The organism is Bradyrhizobium cajani, from assembly GCF_009759665.1.
In the GTDB taxonomy this organism is placed as follows: Bacteria; Pseudomonadota; Alphaproteobacteria; order Rhizobiales; family Xanthobacteraceae; genus Bradyrhizobium; species Bradyrhizobium cajani.
In genome coordinates this window covers 195,197-209,396 of record NZ_WQNE01000007.1, presented here as the reverse complement: position 1 = coordinate 209,396, position 14,200 = coordinate 195,197, and the positions used below count along the sequence as shown (strand labels likewise).

The window sequence follows — 14,200 nt, the reverse complement described above, 5'->3', positions numbered from 1 at the left end:
GAGATGGTCCGCATCTTCAAAGAAGACAGCGGCGTTTCTTATAACGATGGGATGGAGTTCGATCCAAACAGCGTCAAGGTCAATCGCATTCGCGAGAAATCCGAGTATGGCGGCCTGCGGATCAGCGCCGACGCATTGGTCGATACCGCTAAGGCCCGTATCGTTATCGATATGGCCTTTGGTGATGCGGTCGAACCGGGTATACTGGAAATGGACCTGTCGGTTCTCCACGATCTTCCTGCTCCGCATCTGTGCGCTTATGCGCGCGAGATGGGTCCTCGCCGGGATCTTCCAGGCGTGGTCATGCTGGGCCGCGCCAATATTCGTGGTGCTCGCGGGCTATCATTGGCGCGGAGGTTTGAGGGCTTTGGCACACACAGCTGTTATCCGTCCGCGCTCATTTGCCGGCCAAAGTATCTTACTTCTGCTCCCGCCTGAATGAACAATAAGGTGTCAGTCCAGCAAAGAAAAAGAACCGCTGCCGGGTTGCACCGACAGCGGCTGAAGTCTGGGGAGAAGGCAGACGTACCGGTCTGCCAGCGGAGAAGAGCGGCGCGCTTGAGGCGATCCGGCCGCACTAACGAAGTCGTTCTGCTCCGGTTTGGAATTTGGATTCCGAGTCTAGCTCGCTTGGCTCACAAATTTGGTGTTCAGATAGCTCTCGATTGCCTCGAGGCCACCTTCCGAACCGAAGCCGGATTCCTTCGTTCCTCCGAAGGGCACTTCGGGAAGCCCAAGCCCATGATGATTGATCGACACCATGCCGCATTGAAGATCGGCCCCGATCGCGGCCATCGTTGCGGCGGATCGCGTGTAGGCGTAGGCGGCGAGCCCGTAAGGCAGTCGATTGGCCTCCGTGACGACCTCGTCATAGGTTTCGAACCGCGCAATCGGGGCGACGGGGCCGAACGGCTCTTCATTCATGATGCGAGCTTGAGGTGGAACATCGGTCAGGACGGTCGGCTCAAAGAAGTATCCCGCATCGCCGATACGCTTGCCGCCGGTGCACAACTGGGCGCCGCAATCGAGAGCGTCCGCGACAAAGCTCTCCATTGCGTCGACCCGCCGCGAATTGGCGAGCGGCCCCATCCGGCTGTCTCTTTCAAGGCCATTGCCAACCTTGATCGCGCTGGCCTCGGCAACGAACCTCTTGACGAAATCTTCATAGATACTCTCATGCACCAGAAACCGCGTCGGCGAGACGCAGACTTGGCCCGCATTGCGGAACTTGTTCGCCGATAAGATTCTTGCGGCTTTCTCGATGTCGGCATCCGGGAAAACGATGGCAGGCGCATGCCCGCCGAGCTCCATGGTGGCGCGCTTCATATGGGCGCCGGCAAGGGCTGCGAGATGCTTTCCGACCACGGTCGAACCGGTGAAGGAGACTTTCCGGACGATAGGATGGCGTATGAGATAATCTGAGACTTCGGATGGCACCCCGAAGACGAGATTGATCACACCCGCCGGCAAGCCCGCATCCACGAAACTACGCACCAGCTCCATGCAGCTCGCTGGCGTTTCTTCAGGTCCCTTGACGATGATGGAGCAGCCCGCTGCAAGGCTGGCGGAGATCTTCCGTACGGCCTGGTTGATCGGAAAATTCCACGGCGTAAATGCCGCAACCGGCCCGACCGGCTCCTTGGTCACGAGCTGGGCGATATTGGCAAAGCGCGCCGGCACGATCCGCCCATAAGCGCGCCGCCCTTCCTCGGCCAGCCAGTCGATGATATCGGCAGCAAGGAGCGCTTCAGCACTCGACTCGCTGAGCGGCTTACCCTGTTCGAGCGTCATGATCGATGCGATGTCGGTTGCGCGCGAGCGTATGAGATCGGCGGCCTTGCGCATCGTCCTGTATCGGTCAAAGGCCGGAACCTTTCGCCAAATCTCGAAGCCCTCCTTAGCGGCCATGATCGCACGATCGAGATCGCCGTGTGACGCATAAGGAGTTTCGCCAATTGGCTGTCCGGTCGCGGGGTTGAGGATCTTTTCGGAGCGATCTGCCTCCCCTTCTGTCCATTCGCCGGCAATGAACATCCTAATCATGGGGTAAACAGGTTCTGACTGGGTCGCTTGCTCCTTGCGCTTCATGCCCTCACCTCAATGTGCCCAGCGAAGAGCCAGCGGATTGAGCTCACGCGCAAGCTCGATCAGTCCGGCTCTCGTCGCGGGATGGATCTGCTCGAGCGGATGCCGCACGGTTTCGCATTTGATCACGCCACCTTCAGCCATCACGCTCTTGGCCGCGCGCAGACCGCACTGGCGGTTTTCGAAATTGATGAGCGGCAGCACCCTTGCATACGCAAGGGCGGCTTCCTGCCTGCAGCCCGCTTTATGATGATCGAGCACTGGGCGGAGCAGATCGGGCAATAGCGCGCTTGACATTGTTCCGATCGCACCGGCATCGAGGTCTGCCATCATGGTGATGGCTTCCTCCCCGTCAAAAGGACCAATGATGACCTCACCGCCGAGCTCGATCAGACTGCGCAGCTTGGCAGCCGCAAACGGCACCTCGATCTTGAAATATCTGGCGAGCGGCACCTCGCAAGCGAGCCGGACGAGAAACGGGACCGTCAATGTCACGCCGGAGAGCGGCGCGTCCTGGACCATGATTGGAATCCCGCCTGCGTCTGCGACTCGGCCGAAATGGTCGATCATAGCGCCTTCATCCGCCTTGAGGCTTGCACCATGATAAGGCGGCATCAGCATGAGGAGGCTTGCCCCACGTTCAGCCGCATAGCGGGCGCGTTGCACTGCAATCTGGGTGCTGAAATGGCTGCAGGTCACCATGACTGGCTTGCGGCCCGCGACATGGGAAAGACAGAGTTCGACCAGAATGTCACGTTCCTGATCGGACAGCAGGAACTGCTCGGAATAGTTCGCCAGAATGCAGATCCCGTCCACACCTTGATCAATCATGCAATCGAGAACGCGTCGCTGCCCTTCGAGATCGAGATCTCCAGAGTCCGTAAACGGCGTCGGAGCGACCGGGAACAAGCCGCGATAGATGGGAGTTTTCGCATTTCTCATGTAGAGGTTTCCAGAGAGGAGGCAGTCAGTTGCTGTCGAACTCGATCAGCCCATCGCGAACATCCAAGGAGGAGCCGATGCCGTCGCACTTTTTGGACAGATTGACTGGCCTGGCGTCACAAACAGATTGGTTTGAGGCTTGCTCGCGTTGGAAGCCTTTAGCGCCTCCTCATTAGATCCAGCCAGGCGGCACCAGATCCGTCAGGATGGCAAGGCATTCAAACAGGAAGTAGCTTCCGAAGATCAGCTCGACGTTCTGGGCCGCATCGATATCGCGCACGATCGCCTTTCGGGTGAAGCAGCCGCCGGTGAGCATTCCAGGCGGGCGCGGATCATCGGGAGCAGTCGGTGTCAGAAATTTCGAGATCAGCTGAGTAACTGTGCGCTCTGCAAATGCCCGATATTTGGCGCCGCGCTCAGGACCAAGTGCGGATGCGAGGCGCAGCGCTGCGGCAGCAGCGATAGCAGTGGCCGCAGTATCCCTGCTGGTGTTGGGGATCGCCGGATCGTCGAAATCCCAGAAGGCAATGAGATCCGCAGGGACATGGTCGATCCACCAGTCGAGAAGGCGTACGGCATAGTCGCGCCACAGCGGTTCCTCCGGACGGACCATGGCGGCGTGAGCGGTGTAGAGCATCGCCCATCCCTGCGCCCGGCCCCAGGTGCTGATATCGCTATATCCCTTGTGCGTGTGCGTTCTGAGCACCTGGCCGGTGCGTGGATCAAGGGTGGAAGACTGGATGACTGAATTGTCCTGCCGTACGTGGATCTCGAGGACACGCCGCATATGTGCATTGGCGACCTCCTCCATCCGAGCATCGGAAAGCTCCTCCGCGGCCCAATAGAGCAGGCCTGTCGCCTGGAGCGAGTCGATGCTGCTCTCGGCGGCTCCGACTGCGTTCGCCTCCTCGGCATCGCTGCCCAACGGTATCAGTCCGAGGTGCGGATCGAACATATCACGAAGCGACCTAGCAGCTGTCAGAGCCACCGCGCGCGCGTTTTCTTCCTTGAACAGGATGCTGGCCAGGGCCCCAGCATGATAGAAGCCGAAACCCTTGAAGGCCGTCAGGCGCTCGGCACGCGGCAACATTCGGTCTAGCGTAGCACGCGCGTCTTCGATTGGGAACTGCCTGGGATCAGCGAGATGCGCGAGCCAAAGCTCACCGACAAATGCCCCGCCGGTCCAATCACCATCGGGCGTAAACGTCCATTTTCCGTCGGCAGCACTGGCCCAATGCGGCAAGCCCGAGCGTGCAGCGTCCCTGGTCTCGGCAATGCGCTTCAGCATACGCTCGCGCGCGGGCAGATATTGGTTTTCCGACATGGCTTCTGGTCCAACATAAAACTCGCCGCGCGGCTTTGGCCTGGCGGCAACTTGAAGTTCTCTACGAACAGTCCTGGGCTGGCGTGAACGGTCAGTGTTCACGAGACTTCCAAGCCTGCTTGGTTGCATCGCTGCCGAGGAGCACGTCTCATCAGCAGCACCGAAAGGAGAGCCGCGCGCAAGTTTATGCCGATCACCATGCCCCTCCTGACGTAAGCGTGTTACTTTCGAAAGGTCTCTTTGTTCGTTTATTGATGCGAGACCGCAGCGCCGATGGCGCCAATATCGTAAAGATGCTTCAATTTCCTGGCGTCATAGCCCAGCTCCTTCAGAATCTCTTCCGTTTGAGCACCGAGCTTTTGCGGCGGCAAACGCACGTCCGGCTGCTCGCCGTCGTAGCGGACGGGATGGCTGACAAGGGTGATGGGAGTTCCGGTCGCGCCGGTCACGACCTGGAAATTTTTGTTGTGCGCGATCTGCGGATCCGCAACGACGTCGGCATAATCGTTCACCGCAGCGTGCCAAATTCCACGCGCCTCGAACAGGACGATGCATTCCGTGGTTGAGCGTTTAGCGACGTTGGCGGCAATCATGGCTGAGGCCTCGTCCCGCCGGCGATACGCCTCCTCGTCAGGAATTCGCTGATCGGCCGGAAGGCCAAGCGCGTCTGAGAGCGCCTCCAGCGATCCCAAAGAGATCGCAATGTGTCCATCGCGCGTCGCATAGATGCCGTAAGGCGCGCCGTAGTACCAGCCGGCCACGGGGCCCGGCTGACGGACGTCGTCAGGCCTTTGGCCGTTCAGGTAGCAGGTAAAAGATTCCATCTGCAGGTCGAGCGCAGCCGACAGCAGGCTAACATCGACGCGGCAGCCCTGCCCCGTCCGCGCCTTCCTCACCAGGGCAGCCAGGATCCCCGCCGCAAACAAGGCGGCGCCGTGATGATCGATGGCGGAAACGCCGACAGCCCGCGGCCCCTGCTCGCGGCTTCCTGTGATCATCGCAAGTCCTGATAACGCCTGGATCAAGAGATCCTGGCCTGGGCGATCGACGTAGGGCCCGTCAGGACCGTAGCCGGAGGCAGCGGCATAGATGATCTGCGGATTGATCTTCCTTGCATCATCGTACCCGAGACCAAGCTTGTCGAGCACACCCGGGCGGAAGTTCTCTGCGATCACATCCGATTGCGCGATCAGTTGCTTGGCGATGGCCACGGCTTCGGGTTTTTTCAGATCGAGCGTGAGGCTGCGCTTGTTGCGGTTTCCCGTCAGAAGCAACATCGACTGGCCATCAACCCGCTTGTCCGCCCCTCCCCATTTCCTCTGAAAGGCCCCTCCGGGCGGTTCCACGGCGATCACGTCCGCACCGAGGTCGGCAAGAAACTGCACGCCGACCGGACCCATCAGAAAGTGATTGAGGCTGAGGACACGAATGCCCTTCAAGAGATCGACCATACATTCCTGCTTTCGGTTTACCTGAGATCGAGCTGCTTTGCTCTCGATTTCTGAAATCGATTTCAGAGTTAGGCTGACTAAGAACCAGAGTCAAGCGAATCAACCCCTTTCGAATGAGATTCGCTTCGTCCCGCTCCATCTGCGCATGAGAGGGCGAGAAATAGCCCCGATGGCCCGTATACAGGGCTTGAGAAGGTGGCGCTCGTGATGGTTTAACCCTTTTGAGGGGAGACCCTCTCCTTCTCCTGGTAGCTAACGCAAATGGACAAGAAACCTGTAATCGCGCCAAAAGGCCGCCAGCAGCCGCGCGTGAAGATCGAGGACGTTGCCCGGAAGGCGAATGTATCGCCTGCGACGGTGTCGCGCGTGCTTAATCATCCCGATATCGTCCGGCCGGAGCTTCGCGACAGGGTCATGCGGCATATCAATGACCTGGCCTACACGCGCGATAGCGCAGCCAGAGCATTGAAATCGGGACGTATGCGGACCGTCGGCGTCATCGTTCCGACGCTGGCGCTCGGTATCTTTGCAGAAGGCGTGGAAGCGCTCCAGAACCGCCTTAGCGAAAGCGGCTACACGCTGTTCATTGCGAATTCGCAATATGACCAGCGGCGTGAATTTCAGGAACTGCAAAGTCTCATTGAACGCGGCATCGATGGAATCGTGCTGGTCGGAGCTTCCCACGGACGGGAGCTGAGGAGCCTGATCGAACAGGCAGGCGTACCCGTCATCACCACCTACGTTGCCAAGGCCGGCGGCGGTATCCCCGCGATCGGGATCGACAATGAAAGCGCCACCCGCGAGATGACGGAGTATCTGCTAAGGCTTGGACACGTCCGTTTTGGCGCGATTGCCAACGTTGTTGCTGCGTCAAATGACCGATCCCGCGCCAGGCTCGAGGGAATTCAGCGCGCGCTCTCGGACGCCGGTCTCCCGCTCAAGCCAACCCAGACCGTCAAGGCCGATTATTCGCTGGCTCAGGGCCGTAGTGCCCTTCGTCAACTCCTCACCGATCATCCGGACACGACCGCAGTAATCTGCACCACCGACACGCTTGCCATCGGTGCAATGGCAGAGGCTCGCAAAATGGGGCTGGCCGTACCGGCCACGCTTTCCATCACAGGATTTGACGACGTCGAGCTGGCGGCGCAAATGGACCCGCCGCTCACGACAGTCAGTGTTCCGGCAGCAGAAATCGGCCGGGGAGCCGCCGATTATCTCATCAATGCCATTGCCGGAAGTCCTGTCCCGAGAAGCGTCGTGTTGCCCTACCGGCTGGTCATGCGGTCATCGAGCGCCCCGCCGCGGCCCAACTTCCGTCCCGCCCGCCGCGGGCGCAGTCGAGATCATTGATCGGGCCGCGCTTCCCGAAACTATTTCAGGACCCGTATCCTGGCCTTCCCATCCGAGGACCCGGTGACGCAAGCTGCTCGTCCCATTTCACTAATCAAACGTAAGTGGAGTTGGCTGACCATACGACCCGCCGCCTTCCGATCATCAGTGCACAAGAGGCTTCTCAATGCTCGCGTTCAACGTGGACGGAGTGAACGGGCGCGTGGTGGTGGCTGGCGCCCAGTTCGTGCAGTCTATGATGCAGGCGATGATGCGCAAGTTCCAGGGCAGCTCGCAGCCGCGAGTGTCGGGCTTCGTCGGACTTGGGGGCGAGCGTGTCCATATAGGCGATCGATCCCTCGATTTGTGCAAGAACCGACACTGCATCCGCGGTGGCAAAGATGGGCATACCGCCTACTTTGACATATACCGCACTGGTGTGCGCCGCAATGTCGGCCTCGCGGCCGGCGACACTGCCCCGAACGCGCAGTGCGATCCAACATGACTCGCTGATGGACAGGGAGAGCTGCCCCTTGCACGACAAGCCCCCGCATCGAACCTCCTCGAGGACCGTGCCGTTACATATGAGTTCCACCCGCGCCGGCGGAACGCTGACCGATTCGATCCGCCAGTCGATCGTGAGGGTGCCGCCTGAACGGGGAAGGGCGACCGTGCCTCCAGGGCGACGTCCTTCAACGGTCATCTCAACCAGAGGTCCGACCGTGATGAACGTGTCCCCGCTGCGTACGGCATCCATCCAGTTGCGATACGTGAAGTCGCGTTCGCCCAGCCGCACATAGGTCCGCGAGCCCCCGAGGAGGGCGGCCGCGTCCATCTTGTCGGAGCCGGCTACCAGCGGCAGATGGTATCCAATATTGAGGTAGCGATACCAGTCGGCAAGACCAAATGCGCTGATCTGCGCCGTCCGCGGGTTGAACGACATCATTTCGATGGCGTCGACAAGGCCGAGCACAATGTCGGCCGCACGTTCCGCCTGCGGGTTCGGCGCATGCGGCATTACGACCAGTCCCCCTTGCTGACGGCAGCGCTCCGCCCAGTCGGCCATGGTCGCTTCCAGAACATGGCCGATCGCAGCTTCGTTGGATCCGCCGCAAGAGAGCGGATTGATCATCTCACCTTCGTAACCGAGCAGCGATATGTGCCCCAGAACCTGCATCCGGTTCTCCGTGCCGACCCGAACCAGGAATTCTCCGTCCCCGCCGAAATCCTTTGCCCCGATCGTCGTGCGTCCGTCGAAATCGGCGACGTTGGTGAATAGCTCGCCCCACTGTGCAGCGAGCAAGTTGACGACGTTGACACCCTCCGCTTTGCCCTCAAGCAGCGCCGTCTGCGGGCTCAGGAAATGGACGTGCGTATCAGAGCTGACCCACCCCTGTTCGCGCCAGCGCAGTACACGATCTAGCTCAAAGGTGAGATTGTCCGTCGTTGCTGTGATTTCGACGATGGTGCGCAGCGGGCGCACCTCAAAACCCCTGCAGATCTCTACGAACACGGGCCCGAGCGGCAAGTCCGCCTCGCAACTGCCGTCCACGTAGGCGTACTGGTTCAGCCCATTGGCAAATTCGCCCGAGAAGTCCTCGAACCTGCCGATATTGACCTTGCGGTGATGTCCCTTGGGTGGCAGATACTCTCCGTGCGCACCGTGGACATGCAGCCGCGCGGCAACGCGCACGCCGCTGCCCTTCTCCACGATGCGAATCTTGACCGGCCTTGTGGCCGGTTCGACTGTCGCCACGGTGAGCGAGGCGCCGCCTGCGTTACCGCCACCTTCCAACGATCGAAGATCGAACATGTGCAAGCGGCCATCCTCGGAGCGCAGATAGAGCCTTGCGTCCGGATGCGCGGAGTACTCGACGATGACTTCGCTGGCGGAGCGCACGGGCTGCACATCAACTTTGGCGCCCAGCCAATCCGCCCTGGAGTACTCGAGCACTGCGCGGGCCGAGATGACCGTGCCGAGGTCCATGCCGATCTGCTCGCCTCGATCGTCGACATCGAGCTCGCCAAGCTTGTTGAGATGAACCCCGGGCGGCAGCCTCACCTTCAGCTTGCAACGGCCCTGGAGGCGCAGCGGGTGCTGGGTGAGCGTTGTCGTGGTCACCGCGAACACGAGCGAGATTTCCTCTTCCGCGCGCAAGGTTAGCGCCGAAAGCTCCTTGTCCGGATACGGATTCGGGAGCGCGTAAAGCCACAGGTTCTCACCCTGTCGATCCATGCGTCCCGATTGGGTGCGGGCCTCGCCCTGAAAGAAGCTCGCCCCCGGCGCTCTGCCGAGTACAAAGTCTTCGCCGGTGCTTGCATGCACGATGGGCGCGCGTAGCGGCAGGGCGGCGAACGCACTCGCACTCCAGGAGATGTGGTTCTGCTGGATCGCGAAGCGGCGCAGCAGCGGCACTTCGGTCTCGGTCCCGTCGGCGTAGCGGAGCCCGTATGTCGCGACCCGGTCGCCAAGTAGATTGCCTTCCACAGGCAGCGTAGCCGGGCCGATCTCTCCAAAACCCTCGGGGCTTGTACTGGGGCGGTCTGCCGCCACTTGCACGAACAGCACATAGCTCGCCATTACCCGCGGCAACGCAATTGCGGCAGGAGGGGCCCCGGGGCGCAGCTCCAGCACATCCGGCCCCGTTTCGCTGGCGAAGAGAAAGGGCATGCCACGATGGGTCTGGAGCCCGCGAAGCGAATCGATCCAGCCAGTGTCACCCGGGCGAGCGCCGAACCCTTCGGCATTTGCGCGGCTGGCGTTGAAATGTCGCTTCAAGTCCACAGGCGTGAAGTGCGGCGATGAAGGTGTTTTCATGCTTCGGACTCCAGTTTCAGCAACTCAGTGCCGTGTAAGCAGTCTTTGTGTTGTGAATGACTGCTCTCGCAAGGACGCTTGCGCCGACCCCATGCTCAAAGGGATACGCGCGAGCGCTCTTATGTTTTGCACCTGACGTGGACACTTTGCGTCTGCCGCGGGTACGGCGAAGCGCAGGAGCAGAGCGTGTTCATTCACCGATGTAGAGGCGCCCGCGCTTCTTGGCGATCTGGTAGACCAGCACGCTGAGGAGCGCGATCAACGATCCGTAGACGGGAAACATCCAGGCGATGTGCTCGCGTTGCAACCAGACCAGCAGATAGGGTGACGTCCCGCCAAACAAAGAGACGCCGAGCGCATAGCCGAGAGCCACTCCGGTGGTCCGCACGGCGCGCGGCATCAGCGTGGTGGCGATGAAGTTATAGAGGGCCATGTTGAAGCCGACGATCGCGCCGCCGAACACCGTGACAAAGAAGAACGTGACGATGCCTTTTTCCGAATAGAGCAGTGTCAGGAAAAAGCATGGGATGAGCAAAAGGCGCAGCAGCGTGAACGCACGCGAGGGTCGCACCTTGTCCGCGAAAGCGCCGATAAGAGGCGCCGTTGACATCCAGATCAGGACCATCAGCGTCATGATCCCGTACACATACGTGCTGTTCTCCTTGAAGACTGTGTTTGCCATGTTCGGCAGACCGGTGTTCCAGGCATAGTTGGCGATCTGCACCGACCCGATCACCAGGATGACGGCGAGCAGCGAAAGGCGGACGCTCCATAGCGCTTTCCACACCCCGCCAGTCGTTTCCTGAATGCGCGAAGACTCGTCTTGACGATGCATGGCTCGATTGATCAAGGTTTCCGGCACCGTCGTGCGCAGATAGATGATCAAAAGGCCGAGCACGCCACCGACCGCAAAGGGTATGCGCCAGGCCCACTCGCGCATGGCTTCAGGTGCGACGGAGGCGCTCACCAGGAAGGCAACCAGGCTGGATCCAAGGTTTCCTAACTGGATGAACGTGCCACCAATCAGACCGAGGTAGTGTCCCTCCTTTCCAGGTGGCGCCAATTCAATTGCAATGGCGTTGGCGACACCAGCCTCAGCGCCTGTGGCAAGCCCCTGAATTAGACGCATGATCAGCAGCGCTATGGCCGCCGTGACGCCGAGGTCCTTGTAGGTGGGCAGCAAGGATATCAAAAGCGAGCAAACCGCCATGGCCGTGACCGAGATCAGCATCACGCGCTTGTGGCTGATGCGATCTGCGACCGGCCCCAGCAAAACCGCGCCGAGCGGTCGTGCGCAAAAGCCCGCCCCATACACGGCCAGCCCCGCCAGCAGCGAGGTGGTGGGATCATCGGAAGGGAAGAAGTGCGGCGAGAGAAACGCTGCCATTACGCCGTAGACATTCCAGTCGTACCACTCCAGCGCCACCCCTCCTCCAAGGCCGGCGGTCATCCGCTTGTTGGCAGTTTGCTTGTCAAGCTGGATGGGTCCAGCGCTGGGCTGAGCAATGATGTTCATGGGTCCTCGGGCTTTGTTGATGACGTTAATGATGTTGCGGGTTGCGCGAGAACGAGCAGCCGCTCGTCGGCTCAACTGCGCCCGCCGCGATGGGGGGTCTACGAGAGCGGCGGCCTTGAGCAGGCCGGACCCGCGGAAGCCAGGCGCAAAAGGTGCCCGGGATGCCGACGGAAAGCCCGCCTGGCTTCATGTATTTGCGGGCCTCGCCTCACGAGTGGCCGTTGCACGACAATCGCGCAGGACGCCTCCATCGTTGCTTCCGACTTGCGCAGCGGCTCGCATAAAGCGCGCGCGACATTCCGTGCCATTCCCATGGCTAACCCTCCTCCTGTTGCTCTAAGCGCGCTTCTGAAGAAGCTGATGTTCTTGTTGGACAGCGCGGCGTCGAAAGACCGCCGCAGCGTCAATGAGATCCTTCAGATGCGACCCACCGGCCGCACGCTTCCGGTTTCCCGCATTCATCGGGCATTTTGACACTCATCTTTGAAATCGATTTCATTATCAATAAGAATTCGGAACCGCGGAGTCAAGCCGCTTTTCAAGGCTGAGGGCCGCCTTATGGGGCCACCTTCAGCCCGCCTACAGCTTGTGGCGCCAGCGCCGCGGGCGGCTGATACCGTGAAAACAGCCCTCAAAGAGCGTTGTTGCTAAGAAATCGATTTCAGTTTAAGGGCCTGACTCTCATATTCCTTCAAGAGAGCCGCTCCATGACCAATACGTCCGATCTCATCCTGTCGACATCTGTCGCGCCCCACGTGCGCCTTTTGACGCTGAACAGGAAATCGAAACGAAACGCCTTAAGCAACGACATGATCGTGGATCTAGGCGCCGCCTTGCGCGATGCCGCAATCGACGAAGATGTCCGCTGTGTCGTGCTTTGTGGCAGCGATGCGTTCTTCTCTGCCGGCGCGGACATCAAGGAGATGCGAGAGCGCGGCTTTGAGGCAATCGACAATTCCGCGCGACGTTCTGCCTGGAGGGATGTCGCCAATTTCCCCAAGCCTCTCATTGCCGCAGTCGAGGGCATTTGCTTCGGCGGCGGCCACGAATTGGCACTGCTCGCGGATATCGTGATAGCAGGCGAAGGGGCGGTATTTGGGCAGCCTGAGATCAACATCGGGATATTGCCGGGCGACGGCGCTACGCAAAGGCTGACACGCGTGGCTGGCAAGTCGCTGGCCATGCTGATGATCCTGAGCGGCCAATCCATCACGGCGCGGATCGCGATGCAGGCCGGCCTTGTGGCGGAAGTTGTCGAAGGCGGCAGGGCGCAGATTCGTGCGCTCGAACTAGCCGATCTGATTGCGCAAAAGCCTCCCCGTTCGGCTGAACTTGCCAAAGCCGCCGTTCTCGCCGCGTTTCAGACCACGCTGGACGCCGGGCTCGAGTTTGAGCGCCAAGCGATCCGGTTTGCCTTCAGCACAGCTGACCAACAGGAAGGCATGAACGCCTTCTTCGAGAAGAGGCCGCCGAACTATCGCGGGAACTAGGTATCGCGATCTGCCCGCATGCGGCGCCAGCGAAGCCGGCCCGTGCAACATGGGGCATTCAACACTCCTTCGGGTCGACCAGGCCGGCGCTACGGGCGACGATCTCGTATTGGCCGGCCCTTGCCACACCAACATACATGTTCATCCTGCAGTGGCGCCTGCCCGGCACCATCTCCGCCGGCCCGCCAGGCCCTTGCGCAAGCTTTGCGTGGTCGAGCGCGGCGGCGACCGCGTCGCGGTCAATTGTACCGGCTTCCTTGACTGCGGCTTCCCACAGCTTCAACCCTCGATAAGTGCCGGTCGCGGCGCTGCCTGCTGAGAACCGGAACTTGCCAGGAAACTGCTTTTCGTAAGTCGACTGAATTTTGGCGCTCACCGGATCTTCCACGGCGAACGCCCTGTAATAATCCAGGCTGCTGGCGAGGCCTTCGATCTCGTGAGCCTGATTCATTTCGAGCGTGTTCTCGTCGTAGTAGACGCAGCCCAGCTGCCCCCCATTCCTCGAAAAGCCCGCTTCATAAAGCTGTTTGAAGAAGGAGCCTACGCCCGGGGGGATGACGCTGTTGAATACCACGTCTACTTTGTTGGACGTGATGCGGCTCACGGTCGATGAAAAATCGATCTGGTCGAGGGGATAGTACTCCTCGAACACCACCTCCCCGCCGCTACTCTCGATCACCTTGCGCGCATAGGCGTTGATTGTTTGTGGCCAGACGTAGTTGGAGCCAGGCAACGCGAAGCGTGTGCCACGAGAGATGATGATGTCCTTGATGGCGTTGCGCATCGAGCTCGCAATGCCACCGAGCACCAGGTCGACCTTGTCTCGCTGGATCAGCTTGCGGACATTGCCAACAGCTACGGACTCGTTGGACGCAGTGTCCTCGATCAGGAGCTCGATGGGGCGCCCCAGCAGACCACCAGTCTCGTTGATCTCATTGACCACCATGCGAGCGACATTGGCGTCGGTATTCCCGGCAAAGCCGAGTGCCCCCGTAAGGTCGGTGGCAATGCCTATCCTGATCGGGCCTTCGGCGGCGTTGGCCCAGTCAGGACGGATCACCCAGCTGCCCGGGCCGGCCGCAATGACCGCAGAGGCAAAGGCGAAATTGCGGAGAAAGCGGCGGCGGCTGAGTTGTCGGTGATCATTCAACATCGAACTGACCTCCTCTTAGCTCATGGCCTTAAATCCACGTGCCCTGCTCTTTCCGGCGGACCGCGGCAGCCTGAAAGCTATCCCTCGTT

General features: G+C 60.5%; 10 protein-coding genes. 3 read left to right on the top strand and 7 right to left on the bottom strand.

The window, feature by feature from the left end; translation table 11 throughout:
• The first annotated feature begins 3 nt into the window (after positions 1 to 3).
• A complete protein-coding gene (locus tag GPL20_RS11920; RefSeq protein ID WP_157329675.1) occupies positions 4 to 438 on the top strand; it encodes a hypothetical protein in 435 nt (144 codons plus the stop codon).
• 183 nt (positions 439 to 621) lie between these two features.
• On the opposite strand, the gene GPL20_RS11915 is transcribed toward GPL20_RS11920, so the two are convergent.
• From GPL20_RS11915 to GPL20_RS11900, 4 genes are all read right to left on the bottom strand, one after another.
• Entirely contained in the window at positions 622 to 2,088 is a 1,467-nt protein-coding gene (locus GPL20_RS11915) for an NAD-dependent succinate-semialdehyde dehydrogenase (RefSeq protein WP_157329674.1), read from the bottom strand.
• Positions 2,089 to 2,097: 9 nt separating this feature from the next.
• Positions 2,098 to 3,027 (bottom strand): dihydrodipicolinate synthase family protein, encoded by a 930-nt coding sequence (locus tag GPL20_RS11910; RefSeq protein ID WP_157329673.1) that lies wholly within the window; start codon positions 3,025 to 3,027, stop codon positions 2,098 to 2,100.
• A 172-nt stretch (positions 3,028 to 3,199) separates the two neighbouring features.
• Positions 3,200 to 4,351, bottom strand: a complete 1,152-nt coding sequence (locus tag GPL20_RS11905) for a glycoside hydrolase family 88 protein (protein ID WP_157329672.1) — start codon at positions 4,349 to 4,351, stop codon at positions 3,200 to 3,202.
• Between the two features lie 248 nt (positions 4,352 to 4,599).
• Positions 4,600 to 5,802 carry a CaiB/BaiF CoA transferase family protein gene (locus tag GPL20_RS11900; protein ID WP_100233380.1) on the bottom strand — a complete coding sequence of 401 codons (1,203 nt, stop codon included), beginning with the start codon at positions 5,800 to 5,802 and terminating at the stop codon, positions 4,600 to 4,602.
• A 261-nt stretch (positions 5,803 to 6,063) separates the two neighbouring features.
• Here GPL20_RS11900 and GPL20_RS11895 point away from each other — a divergent pair, with 261 nt between their 5' ends.
• The gene (locus GPL20_RS11895) at positions 6,064 to 7,155 is read left to right on the top strand and encodes a LacI family DNA-binding transcriptional regulator (RefSeq protein ID WP_157329671.1); all 1,092 of its coding nucleotides are present in this window, start codon (positions 6,064 to 6,066) and stop codon (positions 7,153 to 7,155) included.
• A 163-nt stretch (positions 7,156 to 7,318) separates the two neighbouring features.
• Here the strand turns inward: GPL20_RS11895 and GPL20_RS11890 are convergent, their stop codons facing one another.
• On the bottom strand, positions 7,319 to 9,952 hold the full coding sequence (locus tag GPL20_RS11890) for a CehA/McbA family metallohydrolase (RefSeq protein ID WP_157329670.1): 2,634 nt from the start codon (positions 9,950 to 9,952) through the stop codon (positions 7,319 to 7,321).
• A gap of 190 nt (positions 9,953 to 10,142) precedes the next feature.
• Positions 10,143 to 11,468: an MFS transporter gene (locus tag GPL20_RS11885; RefSeq protein ID WP_157329669.1), complete on the bottom strand. Its 1,326-nt coding sequence runs from the start codon at positions 11,466 to 11,468 to the stop codon at positions 10,143 to 10,145.
• A 707-nt stretch (positions 11,469 to 12,175) separates the two neighbouring features.
• Between GPL20_RS11885 and GPL20_RS11880 the strand changes: the two genes are divergently transcribed.
• Positions 12,176 to 12,958: an enoyl-CoA hydratase-related protein gene (locus GPL20_RS11880; protein ID WP_157329668.1), complete on the top strand. Its 783-nt coding sequence runs from the start codon at positions 12,176 to 12,178 to the stop codon at positions 12,956 to 12,958.
• Between the two features lie 58 nt (positions 12,959 to 13,016).
• Here the strand turns inward: GPL20_RS11880 and GPL20_RS11875 are convergent, their stop codons facing one another.
• Positions 13,017 to 14,111, bottom strand: coding sequence for an ABC transporter substrate-binding protein (locus GPL20_RS11875; protein ID WP_167532988.1), 1,095 nt, complete (start codon positions 14,109 to 14,111; stop codon positions 13,017 to 13,019).
• Positions 14,112 to 14,200: the final 89 nt, after the last annotated feature.

What these genes read in the sequence shown, in the direction of transcription:
- GPL20_RS11920 (WP_157329675.1), top strand. Translation starts at nt 4, where the DNA reads ATGGTCCGCATCTTCAAAGAAGACAGCGGCGTTTCTTATAACGATGGG.
- GPL20_RS11915 (WP_157329674.1), bottom strand. Translation starts at nt 2,088, where the DNA reads ATGAAGCGCAAGGAGCAAGCGACCCAGTCAGAACCTGTTTACCCCATG.
- GPL20_RS11910 (WP_157329673.1), bottom strand. Translation starts at nt 3,027, where the DNA reads ATGAGAAATGCGAAAACTCCCATCTATCGCGGCTTGTTCCCGGTCGCT.
- GPL20_RS11905 (WP_157329672.1), bottom strand. Translation starts at nt 4,351, where the DNA reads ATGTCGGAAAACCAATATCTGCCCGCGCGCGAGCGTATGCTGAAGCGC.
- GPL20_RS11900 (WP_100233380.1), bottom strand. Translation starts at nt 5,802, where the DNA reads ATGGTCGATCTCTTGAAGGGCATTCGTGTCCTCAGCCTCAATCACTTT.
- GPL20_RS11895 (WP_157329671.1), top strand. Translation starts at nt 6,064, where the DNA reads ATGGACAAGAAACCTGTAATCGCGCCAAAAGGCCGCCAGCAGCCGCGC.
- GPL20_RS11890 (WP_157329670.1), bottom strand. Translation starts at nt 9,952, where the DNA reads ATGAAAACACCTTCATCGCCGCACTTCACGCCTGTGGACTTGAAGCGA.
- GPL20_RS11885 (WP_157329669.1), bottom strand. Translation starts at nt 11,468, where the DNA reads ATGAACATCATTGCTCAGCCCAGCGCTGGACCCATCCAGCTTGACAAG.
- GPL20_RS11880 (WP_157329668.1), top strand. Translation starts at nt 12,176, where the DNA reads ATGACCAATACGTCCGATCTCATCCTGTCGACATCTGTCGCGCCCCAC.
- GPL20_RS11875 (WP_167532988.1), bottom strand. Translation starts at nt 14,111, where the DNA reads ATGTTGAATGATCACCGACAACTCAGCCGCCGCCGCTTTCTCCGCAAT.